Source organism: Marinimicrobium sp. LS-A18, assembly GCF_000463525.1.
Taxonomy (GTDB): Bacteria; Pseudomonadota; Gammaproteobacteria; order Pseudomonadales; family Cellvibrionaceae; genus Marinimicrobium; species Marinimicrobium koreense.
In genome coordinates this window covers 54,765-76,308 of record NZ_AWEP01000003.1, presented here as the reverse complement: position 1 = coordinate 76,308, position 21,544 = coordinate 54,765, and the positions used below count along the sequence as shown (strand labels likewise).

At 61.8% G+C, this 21,544-nt stretch carries 19 protein-coding genes; 11 read left to right on the top strand and 8 right to left on the bottom strand.

The window, feature by feature from the left end; genetic code table 11:
- Positions 1-46: 46 nt before the first annotated feature.
- Positions 47-805 carry an ABC transporter substrate-binding protein gene (locus tag N645_RS0106650; protein ID WP_024460724.1) on the top strand — a complete coding sequence of 253 codons (759 nt, stop codon included), beginning with the start codon at positions 47-49 and terminating at the stop codon, positions 803-805.
- A gap of 5 nt (positions 806-810) precedes the next feature.
- Here the strand turns inward: N645_RS0106650 and N645_RS0106645 are convergent, their stop codons facing one another.
- The 3 genes from N645_RS0106645 to N645_RS0106635 all read right to left on the bottom strand — a co-directional run bounded on the left by N645_RS0106645 (position 811) and on the right by N645_RS0106635 (position 3,574).
- Complete coding sequence (locus N645_RS0106645; RefSeq protein WP_024460723.1) at positions 811-1,218, bottom strand: NIPSNAP family protein; 408 nt, start codon at positions 1,216-1,218, stop codon at positions 811-813.
- Positions 1,219-1,292: 74 nt separating this feature from the next.
- Positions 1,293-2,984 carry a GMC oxidoreductase gene (locus N645_RS0106640; protein WP_024460722.1) on the bottom strand — a complete coding sequence of 564 codons (1,692 nt, stop codon included), beginning with the start codon at positions 2,982-2,984 and terminating at the stop codon, positions 1,293-1,295.
- 2 nt (positions 2,985-2,986) lie between these two features.
- Complete coding sequence (locus N645_RS0106635; protein ID WP_024460721.1) at positions 2,987-3,574, bottom strand: gluconate 2-dehydrogenase subunit 3 family protein; 588 nt, start codon at positions 3,572-3,574, stop codon at positions 2,987-2,989.
- 328 nt (positions 3,575-3,902) lie between these two features.
- Here N645_RS0106635 and N645_RS0106630 point away from each other — a divergent pair, with 328 nt between their 5' ends.
- The 7 genes from N645_RS0106630 to N645_RS0106600 all read left to right on the top strand — a co-directional run bounded on the left by N645_RS0106630 (position 3,903) and on the right by N645_RS0106600 (position 11,649).
- Complete coding sequence (locus tag N645_RS0106630) at positions 3,903-5,258, top strand: MBL fold metallo-hydrolase (protein WP_024460720.1); 1,356 nt, start codon at positions 3,903-3,905, stop codon at positions 5,256-5,258.
- A gap of 37 nt (positions 5,259-5,295) precedes the next feature.
- Complete coding sequence (locus N645_RS0106625) at positions 5,296-6,012, top strand: DmsE family decaheme c-type cytochrome (RefSeq protein WP_024460719.1); 717 nt, start codon at positions 5,296-5,298, stop codon at positions 6,010-6,012.
- 8 nt (positions 6,013-6,020) lie between these two features.
- The gene (locus tag N645_RS0106620) at positions 6,021-8,138 is read left to right on the top strand and encodes an MtrB/PioB family decaheme-associated outer membrane protein (protein ID WP_081665943.1); all 2,118 of its coding nucleotides are present in this window, start codon (positions 6,021-6,023) and stop codon (positions 8,136-8,138) included.
- A gap of 31 nt (positions 8,139-8,169) precedes the next feature.
- Entirely contained in the window at positions 8,170-9,468 is a 1,299-nt protein-coding gene (locus N645_RS0106615) for a ferric reductase-like transmembrane domain-containing protein (RefSeq protein ID WP_024460717.1), read from the top strand.
- A 22-nt stretch (positions 9,469-9,490) separates the two neighbouring features.
- The gene (locus N645_RS0106610) at positions 9,491-9,868 is read left to right on the top strand and encodes a cytochrome b5-like heme/steroid binding domain-containing protein (RefSeq protein ID WP_024460716.1); all 378 of its coding nucleotides are present in this window, start codon (positions 9,491-9,493) and stop codon (positions 9,866-9,868) included.
- A gap of 83 nt (positions 9,869-9,951) precedes the next feature.
- Positions 9,952-11,277, top strand: coding sequence for a sensor domain-containing diguanylate cyclase (locus N645_RS0106605; RefSeq protein WP_024460715.1), 1,326 nt, complete (start codon positions 9,952-9,954; stop codon positions 11,275-11,277).
- 3 nt (positions 11,278-11,280) lie between these two features.
- Entirely contained in the window at positions 11,281-11,649 is a 369-nt protein-coding gene (locus N645_RS0106600) for a DUF6164 family protein (RefSeq protein ID WP_024460714.1), read from the top strand.
- A gap of 1 nt (position 11,650) precedes the next feature.
- Here the strand turns inward: N645_RS0106600 and N645_RS0106595 are convergent, their stop codons facing one another.
- The 3 genes from N645_RS0106595 to N645_RS0106585 are packed head-to-tail and all read right to left on the bottom strand — an operon-like array spanning position 11,651 to position 15,211.
- Positions 11,651-12,646, bottom strand: coding sequence for a lyase (locus N645_RS0106595; RefSeq protein WP_024460713.1), 996 nt, complete (start codon positions 12,644-12,646; stop codon positions 11,651-11,653).
- Between the two features lie 43 nt (positions 12,647-12,689).
- Positions 12,690-13,493: a general secretion pathway protein GspB gene (locus tag N645_RS0106590; protein WP_024460712.1), complete on the bottom strand. Its 804-nt coding sequence runs from the start codon at positions 13,491-13,493 to the stop codon at positions 12,690-12,692.
- Complete coding sequence (locus tag N645_RS0106585) at positions 13,493-15,211, bottom strand: ExeA family protein (RefSeq protein WP_024460711.1); 1,719 nt, start codon at positions 15,209-15,211, stop codon at positions 13,493-13,495. Before N645_RS0106585 ends, N645_RS0106590 begins: the two co-directional genes overlap by 1 nt.
- A 274-nt stretch (positions 15,212-15,485) precedes the next feature.
- On the opposite strand from N645_RS0106585, the gene N645_RS0106580 reads away from it, so the two are divergent.
- Positions 15,486-17,603 (top strand): methyl-accepting chemotaxis protein, encoded by a 2,118-nt coding sequence (locus tag N645_RS0106580; RefSeq protein WP_036160387.1) that lies wholly within the window; start codon positions 15,486-15,488, stop codon positions 17,601-17,603.
- Positions 17,604-18,044: 441 nt separating this feature from the next.
- Here the strand turns inward: N645_RS0106580 and N645_RS0106575 are convergent, their stop codons facing one another.
- Positions 18,045-18,257 carry a DUF2892 domain-containing protein gene (locus N645_RS0106575; RefSeq protein WP_024460709.1) on the bottom strand — a complete coding sequence of 71 codons (213 nt, stop codon included), beginning with the start codon at positions 18,255-18,257 and terminating at the stop codon, positions 18,045-18,047.
- 283 nt (positions 18,258-18,540) lie between these two features.
- Here N645_RS0106575 and N645_RS0106570 point away from each other — a divergent pair, with 283 nt between their 5' ends.
- Together N645_RS0106570 and N645_RS0106565 are read left to right on the top strand one after the other, a co-directional pair.
- On the top strand, positions 18,541-18,876 hold the full coding sequence (locus N645_RS0106570; protein WP_024460708.1) for a metalloregulator ArsR/SmtB family transcription factor: 336 nt from the start codon (positions 18,541-18,543) through the stop codon (positions 18,874-18,876).
- Between the two features lie 164 nt (positions 18,877-19,040).
- The gene (locus tag N645_RS0106565; RefSeq protein ID WP_024460707.1) at positions 19,041-19,925 is read left to right on the top strand and encodes an MBL fold metallo-hydrolase; all 885 of its coding nucleotides are present in this window, start codon (positions 19,041-19,043) and stop codon (positions 19,923-19,925) included.
- A 110-nt stretch (positions 19,926-20,035) separates the two neighbouring features.
- On the opposite strand, the gene lnt is transcribed toward N645_RS0106565, so the two are convergent.
- The gene (lnt, locus tag N645_RS16690) at positions 20,036-21,544 is read right to left on the bottom strand and encodes an apolipoprotein N-acyltransferase (protein ID WP_036160384.1); all 1,509 of its coding nucleotides are present in this window, start codon (positions 21,542-21,544) and stop codon (positions 20,036-20,038) included.

Genomic DNA, 21,544 nt, shown 5'->3' with positions numbered 1-21,544 from the left:
GCTATACTTTTTCTGGCTGTTCCTCCAAAAAGGATGGAGATCCTCCATGAGGCGTATTGTGCTGACGGTTTTGCTGGTGTGCATCAGTTGTGCGGCCAGCGGGACCACGTTGGTGGCGGCGGTAGCCGAAAAGGACTACCCGCCGTTCTATTATTTTGACGATCAGACCAGCCAGTGGCGAGGCATTTCCGTCGATGTGTGTGAACGGGTGGCCCAGCAGTTGGGGTATAAGCTCGAGTACCGGCGCTATCCGTTCAGCCGGCTGTTGCAGCATGTCGGTGACGGACGGGCCGATATTGCCTGCACCCTGTTCAACACCTCCAAGCGCGCCCCGGGCGTCACCTTCACCTCCATTCCCCACGCCTTTGAAACCGTATCGGTGTTTCGCCGCGCCGGGGATGAGCCTCTGGATTCGTCCGATATCAACTGGTTGCGCGAGTTTCAGCTCGGGGGAATTCGCGCTTACTACTATGGCGAGGCGCTTGAAGACGATACCGCGTTCAAAAAGCTGCGGGTCAATGATGAGGAGCAGTTGATCAAAGTGCTGCTCGGTGGCCGGGTGGACTATGCCCTGGGCAACAAGCCGGCCATTGAACTGCACGCCGAGCGGCTGGGGGTGCGGAATCAGATCGAGTTCATGGAGCCGCCGGTATTCCGGGGCCCCATTTACATCGCCATTTCACGTCAACGCGAGGATGCCCATAAACTGGCCGCTGACTTTACCCGGGCCGTGCAGCGCTTTCGGGACACCGACGAGTACGTATACCTGCTGGAGCGCTACGGTATAGAGTCCTTGCTGTTTTAATGGGTTTAGCGAATCCGCGAGTAGTCGGTGGGCTTCATGAAAGTGGAGTCGATGTGTTTGACCAGTGGTCCATTCTCTCGGGACTTCTGGTAAACCGCCTGCCACTCGGGGTCGTTGGAAAACGCCTTCCAGCTTGCCTCGGCCGCTTCCCGGCTTTCGTGCACCAGGATATAGGTCAGGGTGTTGTCGGCCAGGGCTTCATCGGTGGGTGTCCAGTAGGCGATGTTCCTCATGCCGTGTTTTTCGAACAACCAGCGGGTGTGGTTTTCGAAGCGGGCGTGCAAGTCGGGCAGTTTGCCTTCATGGGTGGTGTAGGTCCGCAGCTCGAACACTCGCTCGGAGTCGGCCAGTGTCGGGGCGCTGGCCGTGGTCGCCAGAGTGATCAGGGACAGGGTGCGCAAGAAAGCTTTCATGGTTATTACCTCAAAAAAATCGGGCAACCCGCAAGGCTGCCCGCAGTGGGTGTGTGGGCCAGAACCGGGTGAGCTTACAGCTCGCCGGCCTGAATCTGTTTGTGAGCATAGTCTACGGCCCGAGCGGTCAGCGCCATGTAGGTGATGCTCGGGTTCTGGGTGCCGGAGCTGGTCATGCAGGAACCGTCGGTCACAAACACATTGGGGACATCGTGCATCTGGTTCCATTTATTGAGCACGCTGGTTTCCGGGTCGTGGCCCATGCGCGCGGTGCCCATTTCATGGATGCAGGCGCCGGGCGCGGTGGCGCTGTTGTACCAGGTGATGTCGGTACAGCCCGCCGCTTCCAGCATTTGCACCGCGCTTTTCACGCCGTCCTGGCGCAGCTTCATTTCATTGTCCCGAAGTTGGGCATCAAAGGTGATCAGCGGCATTCCGTACTGATCGGTCTTGCTGTGATCCAGGTACATCCGGTTTTCATGATAGGGCAGCATCTCGCCGAAACAGGTCATGCGGATGGTCCAGGTGCCGGGTTTGAACACCGCCTCTTTCAGGGATGAGCCGACCGCGCCCACCGGAATATTTTCAGCCCGTTGTGCTGAGCCCTGATAACTGAAACCGCGCACATAATCTTCCCGCCGGGTTTCTTCATCCAGGTTGGTAAAGCGGGGAATGTAGAAGCCACCGGGTTTGCGACCGGAGTAGTATTCGTTTTCCAGTGCGGGCAGAACGCCGGCGGCGCCCATGCCGTAGTGGTGATCCATGATGTTGTGGCCCAGCTCGCCGCTGCGGTTGCCCAAGCCATTGGGGAAGGCGTCGGAGCGGCTGTTGAGCAGGATGGCGGTGGTGCCCACGGTGCTGGCGTTGCAGAAAATGATCCGTGCGGAAATTTCCAGCTCTTCTTTGCTCTGGGCATCGATCAGACGCACGCCGGTGGCGCGCCCGGAGTCGGCATCGTACACAATTTCCTTGACGATACTGTGCGGGCGAATGCTCAGGTTGCCGGTCGCTTCGGCCACGGGCAGGGTGGCGGACTGGCTGCTGAAGTAAGCGCCGAAGGGGCAGCCGCGCCAGCAGCGATCCCGGGACATACACTGGCCACGCTTGCCGAGGTGAACGTCCGGGTTGTACTCGGACAGGTTCGCTACCCGGCCTGGAGTCACCACCCGGAACGGATATTTCTGGGCGACGGTTTCGCGCAGGTGCTGCTCAGCGCAGTTGAGCGGGAAGGGTTTGAGGAATTTGCCATCGGGTACCTGTTTCAGGCCTTCGGCCTGGCCGGCAATACCCACAAAGGGTTCCACATAGTCGTACCAGGGCTCGATGTCCTTGTAGCGAATCGGCCAGTCGATGGCGATGCCTTCTTTTTTGTTGGCTTCAAAGTCAATGTCGCTCCAGCGATAGCAATGACGGCCCCACATGATCGAGCGGCCCCCGACGTGATGCCCGCGAATCCAGTCAAAACGCTGGTCTTCCTGATAAGGGTATTCGTCGTCTTTGTTGATCCAGTGCTTGTTGGCCTGGGTGACCCACCAGTTGAGACGGTTCTGCTTGGGGTAGTGCTCGGCAATTTCGTCCCGGGGCACCTTGTCGCGGTGGGGAAGGTCCCACACATCGTCGTGGGCGGTGGGGTATTCGCCGTGTTGCACATCGCGGCCACGTTCCAGCACCAGCGTTTTGTAGCCTTTTTTGCACAGCTCCATGGCGGCGTAACCGCCGCTGATGCCGGAGCCAATCACAATTGCGTCGAATTCAGTCGTTGCCATGATCAGATTGCCCACTTCTTGTTATCAACGTCGTCCACCGAGATACAGGGTTTGTACTCGCCGGGGATGGGAAGGTAGTTCAGGTACTGCTCGCCAATGGTTTCGCTGGTGAGGTAATAGATCACCACCTGTTGCTTCAGCATTACCATGGCATCGCGGGCGCTGGCTTGAGCGGCGTCCGTGCTGGTTTCCAGTTGGCTGAGAAGTGCTTCGCGTTCGGCCTGGCTCTGGCTGGCAAAGTTGGCCTGGGTGAGGGCGGTCTCCAGGTCGGTCCAGAGCCGTTGGAACTGTTCCACGTACCCCTGTTCGAGGACCTTGCCGAGCATGGTGTCCAGCGTTTGCGGTACCCCGACGTCGCTGGCCGAGGGGCTGTCGGTGCGCGGCAGCAGGGTATCGGCGATTTCGGTGATCAGGCCGAAAGCCTTGGGGCTGAAAAAGTGAAGCAGTTGGCCGTCGGCCGGTGTGGCGCTGGGGGCGGCATCCCCCGGGGGTGCTTCGGAGCAGCCGGTCAGTACCGCCGAGGCCAGCGGTGCGGCCACAGAGGTGCCGGTCAGCCAGGCGGTGTAACGTAAGATTTCTCGTCTGTTCATGCGTGTTTTCATGATCGGAAACCGAGTCTGGGTGAGTGAACTGCGGCAATCGGTTTGGGTTGCTACAGGGCGATTGTTATTGATGTTATGCGCTGGGCACTGGGGCCGGTGGCCCGGGTGCAGGAACCTGTCCCTGAGGAGTGGCGCTTAAATCACTAATTGTTGTGTGGACTATAATGTAAGCAAGTTGCCTCGAGGGCGCAAGCTTTGAGGGGCAATTTCCTTTTTGGCCTCCCGGGTTGATTCAGGTCAATACGGGGTGCCCGGCCTGTGTCTATGCTGGCTATCAGAACCACTGCAGTGCCACGGCAGAAGCTCGGGGGTGCGTGTGAAGATAGTCTTTCTCGGCGGTACGGAAACGGTGACCGGCTCCAAGTTCCTGCTGGAGACCGGTCGAACCCGGGTGTTGATCGACTGTGGCCTGTTTCAGGGCTACAAATGGTTGCGTCGGCGCAACTGGCAAAGCCTGCCGGTGGATCTGAACACCCTGGACGCGGTGCTCCTGACCCACGCGCACCTGGACCACTCCGGCTACATTCCGCGGCTGTATCAGCAGGGGTATCGCGGGCCGGTGTACACCCACGCGGCCACCCGGGCGCTGTGCGGCATTCTGCTGCCCGATAGCGGTCACATCCAGGAAGAGGACGCCCGGTTTTTCTCCCGTCACAAGCTGAGCAAGCACGATCATCCCGAGCCCCTGTACGACCAGCGTACCGCCGAAGACAGCCTGAAGCTGTTTGAGCCCGTGCATTTCAATCAGGCCCTGCAGCTCGGGGACCTGTCCATTACCTTTCAGCCCGCCGGACATATTCTCGGGGCGGCCAGCATCATCGTGGAGGCGGAAGGCAAGCGGATCGGGTTTTCCGGCGATGTGGGTCGGCCCCACGATATTCTGATGTATCCCCCGAAACCCTTGCCGGCGCTGGACCTGCTGTTGCTTGAATCCACCTATGGTGATCGTCCGCACCCGGACAGCGACCCCTGGAATCAGCTTGCGGACATCGTCAACGCCACGGTCAATCGCGGCGGGGTGCTGATGATTCCCAGCTTTGCCGTGGGGCGGGCCCAGTTGCTGCAGCATATGCTGGCCAGGCTGATGGATGAGCGACGCATCCCCACGCTGCCGGTGTTCCTCGACAGCCCGATGGCCATCGACGTGTCCGCCATTTACCACCAGTACGCTGACCAACACCGGCTGAGCGACGCCGACTGTGCCCGTATGGCGGAGCTGGTGACCTATACTCACAGTGTCGATGAGTCCAAGGCGCTGGCCGACCTGTCGTACCCGCATATCATCATCGCCGGCAGTGGCATGATGAGCGGCGGTCGCATTCTGCATCACATGAAGCGGCTGCTGCCGAATCACCGCAACACGCTCCTGTTGAGCGGCCACCAGGCGGGTGGTACCCGCGGAGCACATCTGATTGCGGGGGGAGAAACGGTCAAGATTCACGGCGCCTATATTCCACGTAAAGCGCAGCTGGATGTGCTGCATGGGCTGTCCGGTCACGCGGACTTCCGGGAACTGGGACAGTGGTTGAAGGACTCCCGGCTCAAGGCGAAAACACCGATTCAGCTGATTCACGGTGAGCCGGAAGCGGCCGACTGCCAGCGCCTGTATTTACAGGATCATGGCGATTACGCGGTCGAGGTGGCCGAGTACCGATCCATTCTCACCCTTTAGCCGGGCGGGCAACAGGGTTCTTGTAAGGAGCGCAGCCATGCACCATCAAAAGATCGGAACCGTCCTGTTGGGGATTATATGGCTCGCTTGGGCATCGGTTGGCTGGGCGCAGGACAGCGCCTATAACGTGCACGCCAACCTGCCCGATGACCCGGCGGTGTGCGCTGCCTGCCACAAAGAGGACTCACTGGGGCTGCTCTGGTCCGGCAGTGCGCACCACCGAGCCGAGGTTTCCTGTGTCGCCTGCCACCAGGATCTGGCCAAGCCGACACCGCAGAGCCGGGTGCGGGGCCAGACCCAGGTGTGTATGGAGTGTCATACCGACGTTCGGGCCGATATGCACCGGCCCTTCGGGCATCCGCTGCGCAATGGCCAGATGCACTGTACCGATTGCCACGCCCCGCACGGTGGTCCCGGTCCCGCCGAGCTGATTCAGGCGACGGTGAACGATCAGTGTTACCAGTGTCATGCCGAAACCCGGGGACCCTTTCTCTGGGAGCATGCGCCGGTCACCGAGGACTGCGGTCACTGCCATAAACCCCATGGTTCCAACCACCGGGCGCTGTTGCAGGCACGCACGCCCTGGTTGTGCCAGCAGTGTCATATGGCGGCTTTCCATCCCAGCAGTGCCGAAACCGGCATGGGAGTGCCACCCAACGGCGCTTCCAGTAACTTGCTTGGGAAGGACTGTGCCAACTGCCACAGTCAGGTTCACGGCTCCAACCATCCCTCGGGCTCCGGCCTGACTCGTTGAGGTGACCCATGAACCGCACACCTCAAACACATAGGGGCCGGTTCGCCGGCGCACTTTCGGCCCTGGCCGTGTCGATGCTGGCGTCGTCGGGGATGGTGCGGCCGGTTGCCGCGGCGGAACTCGAGGGGACTCTGGAGCTGTCCGTGGGCGCGATGATCAGTGGCGAAGAGGGAGGGCGTACGCCCGGGCCACGAACGGATCTGGAGTTGCTCCTGGAATCCGCTGACGAGCAGGGGCTGCACTTGCACTATCAACGGCTGCCCAGCGATGGCGCCGGCACCGGCCTGACACCGCTGAGTCGGGAGGGGAACCGCTACCGCTTGCCTGGCGGTTGGCAGAGTAACGACAACACCACAAGCGGCATGAGCGGGCTCAGTGAGCGACTTGAGAGCGTCGACCTCTGGCAGGAGCGGCGCACGCTCAAACTGGATTACTGGCGGGCCCTCGCTCCGGAATGGACGTTGACCGTTGATTTTCGGCGTGACCAGGTGCAGGGGAACCAGCCACTGGGTGGGGCAACCGGTGCCACCGGCGGCAATGTGCGGGCGATACTGTTCGCCGCGCCCATCGACCGCGAAACCCATACCGCCCAGTTGGGGGTGAGCCACACCGGGGTGCGTTCGCGCTGGCAGCTCAGCTATCTGGGCTCATTTTTCGACAATGGCTACCAGAGCCTGAACTGGCCGACCCCGTTTGGTCCGCACCCGCAGTGGGGGCCGGGCACCGCCTATCCCGAGGGCCGCAACCAACTGGCCCGCGAGCCTGACAATCAGGCGCACCAGGTGCGCGGCAGTGGCCACTGGACGCTCACCTCCGATACCCGGCTGATGCTGGATGCCGCTTTCGGCCGACACTCTCAGGATCAGGCGTTTCTGCCCTACACCGTCAATGGTGACATGGTGGCGCCAGAGCCCTTGCCGAGCGGTTCTCTGGACGGGCAGGTCGATACGCAGCGGGTCGTGCTGCGAATGACCCATCGCCCGAATCAAAAGGTCCACCTGATCGGCCGCCTGGGCTATCGGGAGCGCGATAACCAGACCCCGATCCACGCCTACCAACGGGTTCGAGGCGATGCGGCCAATCAGGTGGAGCCGCTGGCGGCCCGGCTGAACCGGCCATACAGTCGCACCCACCAGGAGGCGTCACTGGAGTGGCAATATCGCCAGAGCCGGGGACTGCAATGGTACGGGGGACTGTCCCGCGATGAGCTTGAGCGGGACTACTCCGAGGTGGCCGAATCCCGGGAGCAGGGCGTCAATGTGGGGGTGCGCAGCACCTCATCGGAATCCTGGGCCGTGGCGCTGGACTACCACCGGCTGGAGCGGCGGGCCGAGCGCTACATCGGTAATCAGCCGTTGCTCGATACCTACCTCCCAGGCGCCATCGATGCCGATGACTTTGAAAATCACCCGCTGTTGCGCAAGTACTATCTGGCGGATCGCGACCGTGACCAGTGGCGGTTGCGCGCGGATTGGTATCCGCACCAGCGGGTTTCGGTCGGGCTGTTGCTGGCCGATCACCGGGATGATTACCCGTCGGGCTACTTCGGTTTGAGCGCCTCGGACATGATATCGACGAACCTGGATGTGACCTGGACGCCCTCCGACCGGATGCGGTTGTCGGGCTTTGTCGGACGCGAGCGCTACCTCAGTGACCAGAGCGGACGCTCGTTCCGGGGCAATGTGCCGACGGATGTCGATGACCCGGCTCGGAACTGGGCGCTCGAAGCGAGGGATGAACACACCAGTGCCGGGGTCAACCTCGACTGGACGGGCCTTCAGCCCCGCTGGGGGGAGTGGCGGGCGAGCGGGGTGCTGGACCTGTCCGTTCACCTGAGTCGTTCTCTGTCCGAGGGGCGCTATCGGCCCACGGTGGGCGAGGGGCTGCTCGGCGCGCCTTTGCCGGAGGTGCGCACCCGGTATGCCCGGGGGGAAGTGAGCGCCCGTTACCACTGGGCCGAACGTCATTCGGTGCGTCTGGCCCTGGAGCGGGAGCACTACCGGGACAACGACTTCGCGGCGCGCGACATTGCGCCGGATACCCTGGCCAATGTTCTGTTGATGGGCGCGGGCACGCCGGCCTATTCGGCCACCTGGTTCACGCTGGGGTATCGCCACCACTTTTAGCCTACCGGCCACAAGGGTCAGGAGTTTGTTCATGGGTCACTCTCCGCTCATTGCTCACCTCGCGGTCTGGTTGTTGGCGCTGCTGCCGGGGTTACTGGCCCTGCCGTATGTTGGGGGCGGCCTCGATAACGCCCAAGGGGGCTTGAATGCACTGGGGCGGCTCGCCGGTATCTGGGGTCTGGCCCTGTTGTTGATGGCGGCGGCACTGTGCTGTCGGGTGCCGGGGTTTGATCGTCCCTTCGGGGGCCTGACCAAGTTGTGGCAGTTGCATCATCGCCTGGGCGCCAGCGCGTTTCTGCTGTTGCTGGCCCATCCTCTGTTGCTGGCTTTCTCGGCCACTGGCACGTCCCTGGATGCGGCGGTCGGGACCCTGTTGTCCACGCAGCCGGCGTCGGTCTGGGGATGGGTGGCGCTGCTGGCACTGATGGCGTTCATGGCACCGAGTTTCGGCTTTTTTGGCGAGCCGGATTACCAGCGCTGGAAATGGCTGCACCGCCTGAGTGGGGTTACGGTGATCCTGGCGCTGCTGCATACCGGGTTATTGAGCCGAACCCTGCCGGGCTGGCTGGCCTGGGGGCTATGGACGACCTTGGCCCTGCTGGCGATTGCCGCGCTGGGCTACCGGTGGCTGTATGCACGCTGGCGGGGTCGGAGCCCCTATCGGGTGACCGGAATCGGCCACCCGGCCCGGGATGTGGTGGAGCTGACGCTGGCCCCGGAGCAGCAGCACATGGGCTATCGAGCCGGGCAATTCATTTATCTGACGCCGGAGTGGGGCGGCCATGTGGGGCACGACGAAGAGCACCCTTACACTCTCTCCTCGGCCCCGGATGAGCCGGATCTGCGGGTGGCGATCAAGGACCTGGGGGATGCCAGTCACGCCATGCTGAGTATTCCCGAAGGCACCCAGCTCTGGGTGGAGGGCCCCTACGGCGATTTTTTTTCGACGGTATCCGCCCGGCCTGAACTGTGGATCGCCGGAGGCATTGGCATCACGCCCTTTCTCGGGCGGGTACGTGAGGCGGTGCGAGCGGGGCGGTCACTGCGGGTTCACCTGATCGATTGTGTTCAGGACGAGACGCGCTTCCTCTTTGCCGACGAGCTGAAGGCCGCGTTCGAGGGCTGGCCCGACAGCCAACTGAGCGTGCACTATTTTTATCGGGAGGGGCCGCTGAATCAGGCCTTCATCCAGCAGGTCTGTCCGGATGTGGCTGACCGGGCGGTGTTTGTCTGTGGACCGCTGCCGCTGCTGGAACGGGCTCGGGAGGCGCTGAGCGCCTGCGGTGTGCCCGCCGGGCGCCTGGTAACCGAAGAATTTGTTTTGCTTTGACAATCTGAGCGGGAGGTAACCCATGAAAAAAACCGCCTTTGCGGCGTTTGTCGCATTCTGGTCTTCGGTCGTGACCTTGCTGGTGACCTGGACGCTGGTGCCGGCGGTGACGCTGGCCGAGGAGGAGCAGCAGACCTTTACCCTGGAAGAAGTCGCCAGGCACGATCAGCAGGATGACTGCTGGATGGCGATCCGGGGTGAGGTGTATGACCTGACCGACTACCTGCCGCACCACCCGGCGCCACCGGCGGTGATTCTGCCCTGGTGTGGGCGCGAAGCCACCGAAGGCATGACCACCAAAGGCTATGGTCGGGACCACAGCCCCGCCGCCTGGGGTCAGCTTGAACACTATCGGATCGGGGTTCTGGAGTCGGCTGCGGATACCTCAACCGGTCAGTGACGGGCAGGGAGGCGTCGCTCGTGCTTGCCACGGCTTTCGGGGCTTGCGAAGATAGCGCTAATTGAGGTAATTCGAGGCATGGTGTGTCCCAGGTAAGTGCAAGCGAGCAGCTCAACCGGCTGAAGGCCATCATCGAGGGTACCCGAGCCGGCACTTGGGAGTGGAATGCCCACACCGGTGAGCAACGGATCAACGAACGCTGGGCGGAGATGCTCGGTTACAGCTCCCGGGAGCTGGCGCCCATCAGCATCGCCATCTGGCACCGTCTCTGTCATCCCGACGATCTGGCCCGTTCCAACGAAGCCTTCCAGCGCCACTTCGACGGTGAAACCCCCTACTACGAATGCATTGTGCGACTCCGGCACAAAGACGGGCACTGGGTCTGGATTCACGACCGTGGCCGCCTGATGTCCCGCACCGCGGAGGGCGATCCGGAGTGGGTGGTGGGCACCCACATCGATATCAGTCAGCAGCACATCAATGCTCAATTGCTCAACAAGCTGGCCGAGACCATCCCCGGGGTCATCTATATTTTCCGGATGTACGCCGATGGACGGGTGGAGTTTCCCTACGTCAGTGAAGGAGTGCGGGAATTTTACGGGCGGGAACCCGAGGCCATTCTGCAGGACGCCTCACTGGTGTTTGACCTGGTGCACCCGGAGGACGCGCAGCGGCTGCAGCAATCCATTATGGAAAGCTATCGGGCCCTCGGGCAGTGGACCTGCGAATACCGGGTGGTGGTGGATGGCCGGGAAATCTGGCTGGAAGGCATCGCCACTCCGGAGCGGGAGTGGCTGGATCAGGAAGTGGTGACCTGGTATGGCATGGTGGTGGACATCAGTCATCGCAAGGCGCTCGAAGCCCGGCTGCTGGAGTTGTCGGTCACCGATGAGTTGACCGGCCTGTATAACCGGCGCTTTCTGCTGCAGCGGTTGGCGGAGTTACTGGACGATTATCGACGTCATGAAGTGGTGTTTTCTCTGGTACAGGTGGACCTGGACTGGTTCAAGTCCATCAACGATACCTATGGGCACCTGATGGGCGATGAGGTGCTCAAAGCTTTCGCAGCCACGCTCAAAAACCGCCTGCGCAAAGGGGATATCGCGGGGCGCTCGGGCGGGGAAGAATTTCTGATTCTCTTGCCCCACACCGACACCGGTGAAGCGCTGGAGCTGATTGACGATATTCGGGCGGTGTTTGCCGGAACCGAATTTTTCAACGACGAGCTGCAGACATTCAAGGCGAGTTTCAGCGCGGGTATTACCCAGGTGCAAGCTGAGGATGAACGGTTTGATCAGTTGCTGTCACGGGCGGACAAGGCACTGTATCAGGCGAAGGATGCAGGGCGTAACCGCGTCCACATAGAACCGGATCACCACTGTTCCAAAGGGGGGAAGCGTACGCGCTGAGCAATGGGTCAACTACTGTTTAAACTGAATCAGGTGCCTGACGATGAGGCGCAAGAGGTTCGCCAGCTTCTGGCGGATCACGACTTTGCCACCTATGAAACCCACGCCGGTTTTTGGGGGTTGGGGGTGTCCGCCATCTGGCTGACCCACCCGGAGCAGCTGCCCGAGGCCAAGGCCCTGCTGGCGGACTATCAGGCCCGCCGCCTGGAACAGCAGCGGGCGCTGAGAGAGGAGCGGGAGGCCGCCGGCGAGCAACCAACGCTCTGGCAAAGAGCGGCCGCCGCCCCCCTGCGATTTACCGCTCTGGTCATTGCCATCGGGGTCATCCTGACCCTGTCCATCCTGCCTTTCGTGGCGCTTATCGGTCAGTAAGCTACTCGATCACGGCCCGGCCAAGTGTGTTGGCATCGGTGCCGAACCAGAAAGCCCGTTTGTCCCGATCAAACGCCATGTGACGGACGGTAATACCGCCACTTTCAATGTCGGCCGGTTCGGTGAAGGTTTCCGTCTCGGGGTCAAAGCCCACGAACCGGTTCGGGCGGGGCCCGGTCTCCACAAACCAGGGGCGGTTCTGGTGGTCCGTCCCCATGGCGTAGGGGTAGGCCTGTTCCCCGCCCGGCGCCTGCCATTCGGTAATTTCCCCGGTCTTGGGGTGATAGCGGCCGAGATACCCTTTGGCGTAGTCCACATACCAGACGACCCCGTCGGCACCCATACCCAGGCGACGCGGGCGGGCCGATTCCCGGGGCAACTCGATTTCCTCCACACGACCTTCGGTGGTGACGGTGGCCAATTTATGAGTGCCGAACAGGGTCGCCCAGGGGCGATCGTCGGCGTCGACCACCAGACCGTAAGGGCGCGCCGAGCGGGTAGGCACATCGAACAGGGTGACCTCCCGTTGCTTCACATCCAGAAAGCCTATCTGGTTGGCCCCTTGAAGGGTGAACCAGATATCGCCCTCGGAGGTGAATGCCATGGTGTGCACGTCTCCGTAGCCGTCGCCGGGCATTTCAATCTTCTCAATGTCACCCGTGTCGGGGTCGATCAGGCCGATATGACGGTTGCGGTTGCCCGCATACCAGGCGCCCTTTTCGTTGGCGATGACCGTGTGCGGGCCAGTACCCTTTTCCAGGTCATAGCGTTTGAAGGTTTCGGTGTCCGGGTTGAAGGTGGCGGCGTAATCGTCCGCCTGGCCGACAAACCAGATGGTCTGGTCATTCAGGGGCCAGGGATCTCTGGGGCGGGTTGGCTTCCAGGGAACGTCCCACTCGGTGAGGGTAACCTGGGCGAAGGGTTCGGCACTGGCGGTGCCGATGCAGACGGCTGACAGACACAGCAGTCGGGTCAGGTAGAGGCGGATTTTACCCATGGTAGAACTCCTTCCTGTCAGATGAAAAGGAAACAGAGTGCGCCTACATATTGATCCAACTGTTCAAGGCTTGCAATTTGAATGATTGCCCCTTGAACGTCAGCACCACCCCGTCTTCTTCTATTCGCTCAATGCGCAGGTCGGTCGCAATCCGGTCACCGGTGCGATACTCGCGCTGATTGATGGTTACGGTACTGCCTTCCCCTTCCCGGTATTGGTGGGCCTGGTAATTCAACGACGGAATGTCCTGTTGCAGGCTCCAGGACAGGTCCCGAATCCCCGGAACAGCCGGCCTCGGTGTGGTGGCCGGTTGTGGCTCTGGTTCGGCTTCCTGGCGAGATGAAGACGGCTCCTCCGGTGTGTCGTTGAGTGTGACACTGGCGCTGTCGCGCGACGGAGCGAGGCGCTCGGTGGCCGCCTCCGATGGGGTCACCTCGGGGCGGGTCGGTTCTGGCGCCTGGGCCCGGCGGTACAACGAGGCAATGGAGTCGTCCGACGGTTCGGGACGAGCGGGGGCCTGGTAGAGACGTTCAACCCCCGGTCGCTGGGGCTCGGTGATGCTCGTCTCCGCTGTGTTTTCAGGGGTAGGGGCGCTTGCGGTTGCCTCCACCGGGGGAGTGGGTTCGGGCGGCTCAGCGCCTCTGAATAGCCAGTAGGCCAGCAGTCCCGCGGTGGCCAATCCTGCAATGGCCACTGGGAGCCCCCATTTGCGCCTGGCTCCCGTTGGCCGGGGCTGAACCGGTGGGGGTGTTGCCAGTGCGGAGGTTGGGGGCAGCGCCTGTGCCGGCGATTCGTCCCGGCGCCGCTCCCGATCGGCCCGTTGCAGGGCGTCCAGAATCATGGACATCAGGGCGCCTCCGCAATTGGCAGCAATCCCGGGTCCAGCCCGAGTCGTCGTGCCAGTTGGTTCAGGGTGTTTTCCCCGAACAGTCCGTCCGGGGTCAGCCCCTCGGCGCGCTGAAAAATCTCTACCCGGGCCTGCAGGGGCTGGTTATAGCGATCCCGGCTCAGAGGCTCCGCTTCACTGTCCAGTTCGGCAAACTGCTCGGCCAGCCAGCGGACGGCGGGACCGCGCTCGCCGGGGCTGAGGCCGCCGTCAAAACCGGCGGGGCGGAACCAGAAATGGTGAAACTCCCCGGTCCAGAGCTGCGCGACATCGGCCCAGTCAACGGTCTGCGGACGACCGTCCAGCCAGGTCAATGCCTGTTGGTCATTGAGGCCCAACAGCGGGATGTAAGCGAGTTTGCGCTCCGGGGTGATCAGGGTCAGCACACCGGGGCGGTCCAGTTCGATCAGCTCGTTCCAGGTGGTGAGCATACGTCGCCCACAGGCATGGCCCGGCGCGGGGCTCTCGGTGCAGGGGCTGCCGGCGGTGGGTACACTCAGGCTGAAGTGGTCGGCCAGGTGGCGAAGGGCATCATCCAGTTTCCGGGGCCAGGGCCGATCCGGTAGCGCCGGGGGATCTGTGTTCGGCATCGCCTCGGAATCGGTGTCGACCGATCCGGTCGCGTCCGGGGCGGTTAGATTTGTGGGCGGCACTTCCGATGCAACGGACAGTGAGGCGGCGCTGAGTTCCGGGACGGTCGGTTCCGGCTCCGGTGTCGCTTGCCAGGGCAGCTCGTTGCCGAGGCCGCCAAACAGCAGGGCGCCCAATGTGATACCCCCAAACCCCGCGATGGCACTGGCCAACCACGCTGGCCGTGCCCGCTTTGGTGTCGGCGCTGCTGTTGTGCTGGGTCGGTCCGAGGCGGGCTCCCCGGTGATTTCCCGCCGAGCCTGGCGAAACAGCTCCCGGTCGATGACGTTGCGGTTCTGCCCGTAGGCGCCGAGCAACATGCGCTCGCAAATGATATTGATCAGGCGGGGAATGCCGCCGCTGAAGCGGTGCACTTCCGTCTGAATGTCCTCGGGAATCAGGGTGCTGCCGCTGGCCAGGCCCGCCACCTGCAGGCGGTGCTGAATGTAAGCGGCGGTTTCTTCCCGGCTCAGTGGGTTCAGGTGGAAGCGCGCGGTGATGCGTTGAGCGAGCTGGCGCAGGGAGGGCTGAGCGAGCAGATCACACAATTCCGGTTGGCCCACCAGAATGATGTTGAGCAGTTTCTCGGTGTGGGTTTCCAGGTTGGTCAGCAGCCGGATCTGCTCCAGTGCCTCGGCGCTGAGCGACTGTGCCTCGTCGATCAGCAGTACCGTTTTGCGGCCGCGCCCATGGTTGTCCAGCAGCCGATCATAGAGCGCATCGGTCAGGGTTTTAATGCTGGTGTCGTCGTCCGAGATATAGCGGGCGCCGAGCTCGTCACAGATGGTACTTAGTAATTCGGGCACGGAGGCCATGGGGTTCAGAATCAGGGCGATGTCGGTGTCGCTCGGAAGCTGTTCCAGAAGGCAGCGGATGATGGTGGTCTTGCCGGTGCCCACTTCGCCGGTCAGTTGCACAAAACCGCCGCCGCGCAGGCCAAACAACAGGTGCGCGAGGGCCTCCCGGTGCTGCTGACTCATATAGAGGTAGCGCGGGTTGACGGCGATGGCGAAGGCCGGCTCCTGAAGGCCGAAAAACGGGTGGTACATGGCGATCCTTGGTCCCGGTGTCAGACCGCCAGAATAGCCGGAAACTCGGGTCGGTTAAAGCCTCCTCACCGGGTCGGTCTGTGTCGGGCCTGACAATTATTCTGCCTCACAAAGGTGCACCGAACGGGTCGCTGATGCAAGCCTGGCACCGATTCGGTGCAAACAGAGCGGCTTGGCGCCTTATTCACCGTCTTTCGATTGGCCTGTTTCCTGCTATGGCTTGGGGTATCAACCCGCAAATTGGAATGACTCAATGAGTTTAAGAAGTACTCGTATGAATCTGTCCGGCGCTGAACGGCGCTGGCTGAACTGGTTTGGCGCTACCGGTAAAGTGCGCATGGGCTGGTCCTGCTGGCTCAACCGCAATCGCTATGCGCTGATGGAGCAGGCCTTTGAAAGCGTCGCCCAGACGCGAATCAACATCCTCAACCAGTGGGTGGACGGTCAGTGGGAGCAGATGGTGTCCCTGGCGGCCAGCGTAGAGCAGGATCCAACCCGCTGGGATACCTTATTGCCACAGCAGCTTCAGCGCTGGGTGGATGCATCGGAGCTGTTTGTTGTGGACGACACCGGCAAAGTGCTGGCCTCCAGCTATCGCGCCAGAGTCGGTGCACGTGACCTGGATGCCCGGGCCCTGGAGGAGGGATTGAAAGGGGCGTTTCTGCACGGGCCCTATGTGGATCGCACCACGCTGGATATTGGCCCCTCCTCGTCGCGCTTTCACGACGAAGTGACCCTGATGTTTTACCAGCCGGTGGAATTGGCGGACGGAGCCATCGGCTGTGTCTGCGCCCGGGTTCCCAATGACGTACTCGGCGATCTGATTCAACGGGAAGCGGGGCATATTTTTACCGAGTCCGGTGACAACTATCTGTTTATGGTGGAACCGGGTTTTGATCGGCGCATCGTTCCTGGGACGGCTCTGTCACGGTCCCGCTTTGAAGACAGTACGTTCTCCCACGGCGAAAACCTCAAAAGCGGTATTCACACCGATTGGGGCGTGGTGGGGGTCAAGCGACACACCGAATTCGAAATCCGCTTTACCGACCCGGCCACCGGCCAGTTGCACCCCGGCGTCCGCGAAACCATCCGCAACGGCGAGAACCTGTTTGTCACCTATCCGGGTTATTCGGATTACCGTCACATTCCGGTGATCGGTAAGGGGGTAACCTTTACCCTCAAGGGCTCCAAAGACCGCTGGGGCATGATGTGCGAAGGGGACCTGGAGGAGGTGTATCGCTTTCGCTCCATTACCTACCGATTTATGGGATTGCTGCTGTTGCCTCTGCTGCTGGTGTTCGGCGGCAATATGGCACTGCACGCCTGGAGCGACTGGCCCTTGTGGACCATCAACCTCGCGACCGCTGGAGCATTGACCGTGGGCGCCTGGAGTTTTCTGGCCCGAGGGCCTAGGCGTCTTGCCCGGCGCCTGGGGAAAATGACGGAAATCATTCACGCCTTGGGCGAGGGCGGTGGCAACCTCAAACAGCGCCTGGATACCCGCAAACTGGTGGCCGATGAAACCGGCGATCTGGGGCGTTGGACCAACAGCTTTATCGACAATCTGGATGGCATTATCGGCTCGGTGATCCGCTCGGCCAACGAGGTCAAGCAGAACAGTGAGCAGATGCTTCAGCGCAATGACAGCGCCAATGCCACCATGACTCAGGTGACCGCCGCCATGGAGCAGATGCTGAGCCTGTTGGAAGAACAGATCGGTGAAATCAGCAACGCCTCCGGCACCGCCACCGAAATGAAACAGGTCATGGAAACCGTGGTGCGAGAGGCCCGGGCCCAGTTTGAGTCCGCCAGTTCCGGTACCCAGGCGATTCGCAATGCCGTGGAGAATTCCGCGCGCACCATTCATCAGTTGAACGAACGGACGCGGGAAATCGGAGGCATGGTTTCTCTGATCAGCAATATCACCAGTCAGACCAATCTGCTGGCGCTGAACGCGGCGATTGAAGCGGCTCGCGCCGGTGAACACGGACGAGGTTTTTCCGTGGTGGCCGATGAGGTGCGGGGCCTGGCGGCACGCACCGCCGATGCGGCCAAAGAGATTGAACAGCAGATTGCCACCATTCAGGAAGAGGCGGCGCAAGCGGCCACCTTCATGGAAAGCAGCGTGGCGGATGTCGATCGGGGGCTGCAACTGGCCAGCGATGCTTCGTCCGATAACTCCGAGCTGCACGGGATTGTGGAGCGGATGTTTGAGATCATCCGCCACATTGAAGCCCACAGCCAGGAACACGGGCAACAGACCCGCGAGGTGGTGGGGGCCAGCAATGACATGCGGCAGGTGATCCGGGCCCTACACAGCAGCTCGGATCGACTGCGCAGCACCGCGTCGAATCTGCATCACCTGACCAGTGCGTTTCAGGTCAGCGGGTAAGGTGGGGTTACGGCGGATGCGGGCTTCGCCCTCCGAGGCGTCGGACCGATCCGCCCTACGCATGTTTCGGTCGTTGTGCGTGGGGAACGGCGGATGCGCTTCGCGCTCCGAGGCGTCGGACCGATCTGCCCTACGCATGTTTCGGTCGTTGTGCGTGGGGAACGGCGGATGCGCTTCGCCCTCCGAGGCGTCGGACCGATCCGCCCTACGCATGTTTCGGTCGTTGTGCGTGGGGAACGGCGGATGCGCTTCGCGCTCCGAGGCGTCGGACCGATCTGCCCTACGCATGTTTCGGTCGTTGTGCGTGGGGAACGGCGGATGCGCTTCGCTCCGATACGTCGGACCGATCCGCCCTACGTAAACCACGGCAGCTCGCGTAGGGCGGATAAGGGCGCAGGCCGCATCCGCCGTAACCAAGCCACGCTGCATCCGCCGTAATGTCTATAACCTCGCCAGTTCCGCCTCGGTCTTCAACCCAAACACCTTACGCATAAACGACGCCGCCGGACAGAATCCGGTGAAGGATTGCTGAAACAGATTGGCGCCCACAAAGACCGTCAGCCAGACAAAACCGGGGTGAACCCAGTAGGTCAGGGCAACGGACAGCAGGACCATAAAACCGGCGAAAGCGGTGACAGCACGTTCAAGACTCATAGTGGCTTCCTCATTGATTGGTCGGGTAAAACCCGTGGTTCGCTTCAACTGGCGATAAGTAGCTAAGTTGGTCCCCTGCCTTTGGTGTACTCTCCGGTTGAAGCAACTTCTGCTGGCCAGCAGTAAATTAGATTGTTCTAATAAATATAGCCGATGGTGGGAATGCTGTCACCACAAAATCGATAAATCTTCTAATTTAGATTAATCTAAATTAGAAATATTGACAAGTCGGAGGTTTTGCGGTGTAGTGGGCGTATCGTAACGACCGGTTCGGGAACTTGAGATGAACGCATTCAACGCAGGCCTGGAAGAAATGCAGGCCCACAGCCGCGACGCGGCCGACCTGCTCAAACAGATGAGTAATGAACACCGGTTGATGGTGCTGTGCACCCTGGGAGCCGGGGAGATGTCCGTGGGCGAGCTGAACGAGCACATTCCCCTCAGCCAATCGGCCCTGTCCCAGCACTTGGCCAACCTGCGCCGGGCGGGCCTGGTGGCGACCCGCAAGGAGTCCCAGACGGTGTATTACCGCCTGACGGGGGACAAGGCCATGCGCGTGATCCGGGTGCTGCAGTCCATTTATTGCCCGGGGTTGATGCCCGAGCAGGCCGAGGCGTAAGTAGCGATTACGAACAGATACCCCGACAGGTTGCGTAGGGCGGATAAGGCCGCAGGCCGCATCCGCCGTAACCGAACCACGCTGCATCCGCCGTAACCAAGCCTCGCCGCCCCAACGCCCCCCGGCCGCAACCCGAACATCAAACATCCAACACCGGAGGCCCCATGCCCAAACAACCTTTGGTTGAACCCTTTCTCGATCCGGACACCGAAACCTTCAGCTACGTGGTCTATGACCATGAAGGCGGCCACGCCGCGGTGATCGACCCGGTGCTGGACTACGACCCAAAGGCCGGCCAGACCAGTACCGAGGGCGCCCAGCGGCTGGTGGATTTCGTGCGCGAGAAACAACTGACGGTCGACTGGATTTTTGAAACCCACGCCCACGCGGACCACCTCTCCGCTGCGCCCTTTGTGCGCGAGCAGGTCGGCGGCGAGCTGGCCATTGGCGATCAGATCGTCCAGGTGCAGGAAATCTTCCGCAAGATCTTCAACTTCGAGAAAGAATTCCTGCCCGATGGCAGTCAGTTCGACAAACTGTTTGCCGAAGGGGAGACCTTCACCTTTGGCGAGCTGGAGGGGGAGGTGATCTACACCCCCGGCCACACCCCGGCGGATATGGCCTGGCGGATTGGCGATGCGATCTTTGTTGGCGACACCCTGTTTATGCCGGACCGGGGCACGGCCCGCTGTGACTTTCCGGGCGGCGATGCGCGCCGGATGTACCGCTCGGTGAAGAAGTTACTGGAGTTTCCGGATGAATACCGGATGTTCATGTGCCACGACTACCCGGGTGAGGAGCGCGACCACCAGTGTGAAACCACCGTGGGGGCACAACGCAAGGGCAATATCCATGTCGGTGAGGGGAAAAGCGAAGACGAATTTGTGCAGCTGCGGGAGGAGCGAGATGCGACCCTGGGAATGCCGCGGTTGATTCTGCCATCGGTGCAGTTGAATGTCCGGGCGGGCCAGTTCCCGCCGGCGGAGGATAACGGCACCCGGTATTTCAAGATTCCGATCAATACCTTGAGTGGGTGCGGTAAGCCGTAATTTGTTTTTTGGTGACGGCGGATGCGCCTTCGGCTTATCCGCCCTACGCAACCCACGCCACTCCGCGTAGGGCGGATAAGGGCGAAGCCCGCATCCGCCGCTTCCCAAATTTACCGCCGCGGAAACACCCGCAACAACACCAACACGATCCCGCATACTATGGCCACAGGCCAACTCCCCCACCTCATAAACAACGTGCTGCCGGTTCGGGGCTGCACGCTGCCCTCGAGATTCGTCTGCACAAACTGCTCGGCCCGCTTTTCAATCTGACCTTTATGACCCACAAAGGCGCTGACTCCATTATTGGTGGCCCGAATCATCGGCCGCCCGGTTTCCAGCGCCCGCATCCGGGCCATCTGCATATGCTGCAGCGGACCGATGGAGTCGGCAAACCAGCCGTCATTACTGATGGTAAGCAGCACCTGCCGATCCCGCGCACTGCGGGCCACCAGGTCCGGGTACACGACTTCATAACAGACAGACGCGGAGATTCCCACATCGCCAATCTGCAATCCGCTTTGCTCCCAGGGGCCGCGGCTGATGATGGAGGTGGGCAGGTCAAAGAAGTCGATCAGCCCGCGCAACCAATCCTCCAGCGGCACGTATTCCCCAAAGGGCACGAGCCGGCGCTTGTGGTAGATCCCCAGCGCCGGGCCGAGCCCGACCACGCTGTTGTAGTACTCCCCTTTGCGTCGCTCATCGAAAATGATCCCGGTGATAAAGCCGGTCTCGGTCTCCTCCGCGCGCTCATTGAGCGTTTCGAGATAGGGCAGCATCTGGTGGTACACCCGGGGAATGGCCGCTTCTGGCCAGATCAGCCAGTCGTTGTCCCAGAGGTCTTCGCTCAGGCCATCGAGCCGCTTCAGAGTGGGCTCAAAAAATGTCGGGTCCCACTTACGGTCCTGGGGAATGTTGGGCTGGATCATACCGACGGTGACCGGCTCTCCCTGAGGCTGGGTCCATTCAATCTGGTTCAGCCCCCAACCGATGGGCCAGAGGCCAAACACCAGGAGAGTGGCAGCGATTTGCGTGCGCGGGCGGGATGGGCGCAGGAGCCATTGAGCGATGACGCTGGCGGTCAACACCAGGATCAGGCTCAGCCCCAGTACCCCGGCAATTGGCGCCCAACCGGCCAGCCAGGTATCCAGGTGGCCGTAGCCGAGGTACAGCCAGGGAAAGCCGGTCAGCAGCCAGCCGCGCAGCCACTCACCCAACAGGTAAAGGGCAGGGAAGGCGAGCAGGGGGCCAAGTGGGTGCTGGCTGAACCAGCGGCCATAGAGGTAAAACGGCAGGCTGAACACCAGAGCGACAAACAGCACAAACAGCCCGGTCATGACCGCCGCCAGTGGGGCCGAGGCATTGCCGAAGCTGTGGATGCTGATAAAGATCCAGGACACCCCAACCCCGTAGAGGCCGATGCCGAATCCCCAGGCGCGCCACCAGGCGGTGCGGCCACTCTGTTGATCCAACAAGAGGGCAAAGGCCACCAGGCCGAGCAGCGCCAGTGGCCAGAGGTCAAACGGGGCAAAGCTCAGGGGGACCAGCCCGCCGGCCGTCGCACACAGCAGCCAGGCGGCCCAGCCCGGTAGGCGCGCCAGCGCCGCTCGCAGTTCGGTCAT

What these genes read in the sequence shown, in the direction of transcription:
- N645_RS0106635 (WP_024460721.1), bottom strand. Translation starts at nt 3,574, where the DNA reads ATGAACAGACGAGAAATCTTACGTTACACCGCCTGGCTGACCGGCACC.
- N645_RS0106580 (WP_036160387.1), top strand. Translation starts at nt 15,486, where the DNA reads ATGAATCTGTCCGGCGCTGAACGGCGCTGGCTGAACTGGTTTGGCGCT.
- N645_RS0106570 (WP_024460708.1), top strand. Translation starts at nt 18,541, where the DNA reads ATGAACGCATTCAACGCAGGCCTGGAAGAAATGCAGGCCCACAGCCGC.
- N645_RS0106585 (WP_024460711.1), bottom strand. Translation starts at nt 15,211, where the DNA reads ATGTACCACCCGTTTTTCGGCCTTCAGGAGCCGGCCTTCGCCATCGCC.
- N645_RS0106640 (WP_024460722.1), bottom strand. Translation starts at nt 2,984, where the DNA reads ATGGCAACGACTGAATTCGACGCAATTGTGATTGGCTCCGGCATCAGC.
- N645_RS0106595 (WP_024460713.1), bottom strand. Translation starts at nt 12,646, where the DNA reads ATGGGTAAAATCCGCCTCTACCTGACCCGACTGCTGTGTCTGTCAGCC.
- N645_RS0106600 (WP_024460714.1), top strand. Translation starts at nt 11,281, where the DNA reads ATGGGTCAACTACTGTTTAAACTGAATCAGGTGCCTGACGATGAGGCG.
- N645_RS0106590 (WP_024460712.1), bottom strand. Translation starts at nt 13,493, where the DNA reads ATGTCCATGATTCTGGACGCCCTGCAACGGGCCGATCGGGAGCGGCGC.
- N645_RS0106575 (WP_024460709.1), bottom strand. Translation starts at nt 18,257, where the DNA reads ATGAGTCTTGAACGTGCTGTCACCGCTTTCGCCGGTTTTATGGTCCTG.
- N645_RS0106610 (WP_024460716.1), top strand. Translation starts at nt 9,491, where the DNA reads ATGAAAAAAACCGCCTTTGCGGCGTTTGTCGCATTCTGGTCTTCGGTC.
- N645_RS0106615 (WP_024460717.1), top strand. Translation starts at nt 8,170, where the DNA reads ATGGGTCACTCTCCGCTCATTGCTCACCTCGCGGTCTGGTTGTTGGCG.
- N645_RS0106620 (WP_081665943.1), top strand. Translation starts at nt 6,021, where the DNA reads ATGAACCGCACACCTCAAACACATAGGGGCCGGTTCGCCGGCGCACTT.
- lnt (WP_036160384.1), bottom strand. Translation starts at nt 21,544, where the DNA reads ATGACCGAACTGCGAGCGGCGCTGGCGCGCCTACCGGGCTGGGCCGCC.
- N645_RS0106645 (WP_024460723.1), bottom strand. Translation starts at nt 1,218, where the DNA reads ATGAAAGCTTTCTTGCGCACCCTGTCCCTGATCACTCTGGCGACCACG.
- N645_RS0106625 (WP_024460719.1), top strand. Translation starts at nt 5,296, where the DNA reads ATGCACCATCAAAAGATCGGAACCGTCCTGTTGGGGATTATATGGCTC.
- N645_RS0106650 (WP_024460724.1), top strand. Translation starts at nt 47, where the DNA reads ATGAGGCGTATTGTGCTGACGGTTTTGCTGGTGTGCATCAGTTGTGCG.
- N645_RS0106565 (WP_024460707.1), top strand. Translation starts at nt 19,041, where the DNA reads ATGCCCAAACAACCTTTGGTTGAACCCTTTCTCGATCCGGACACCGAA.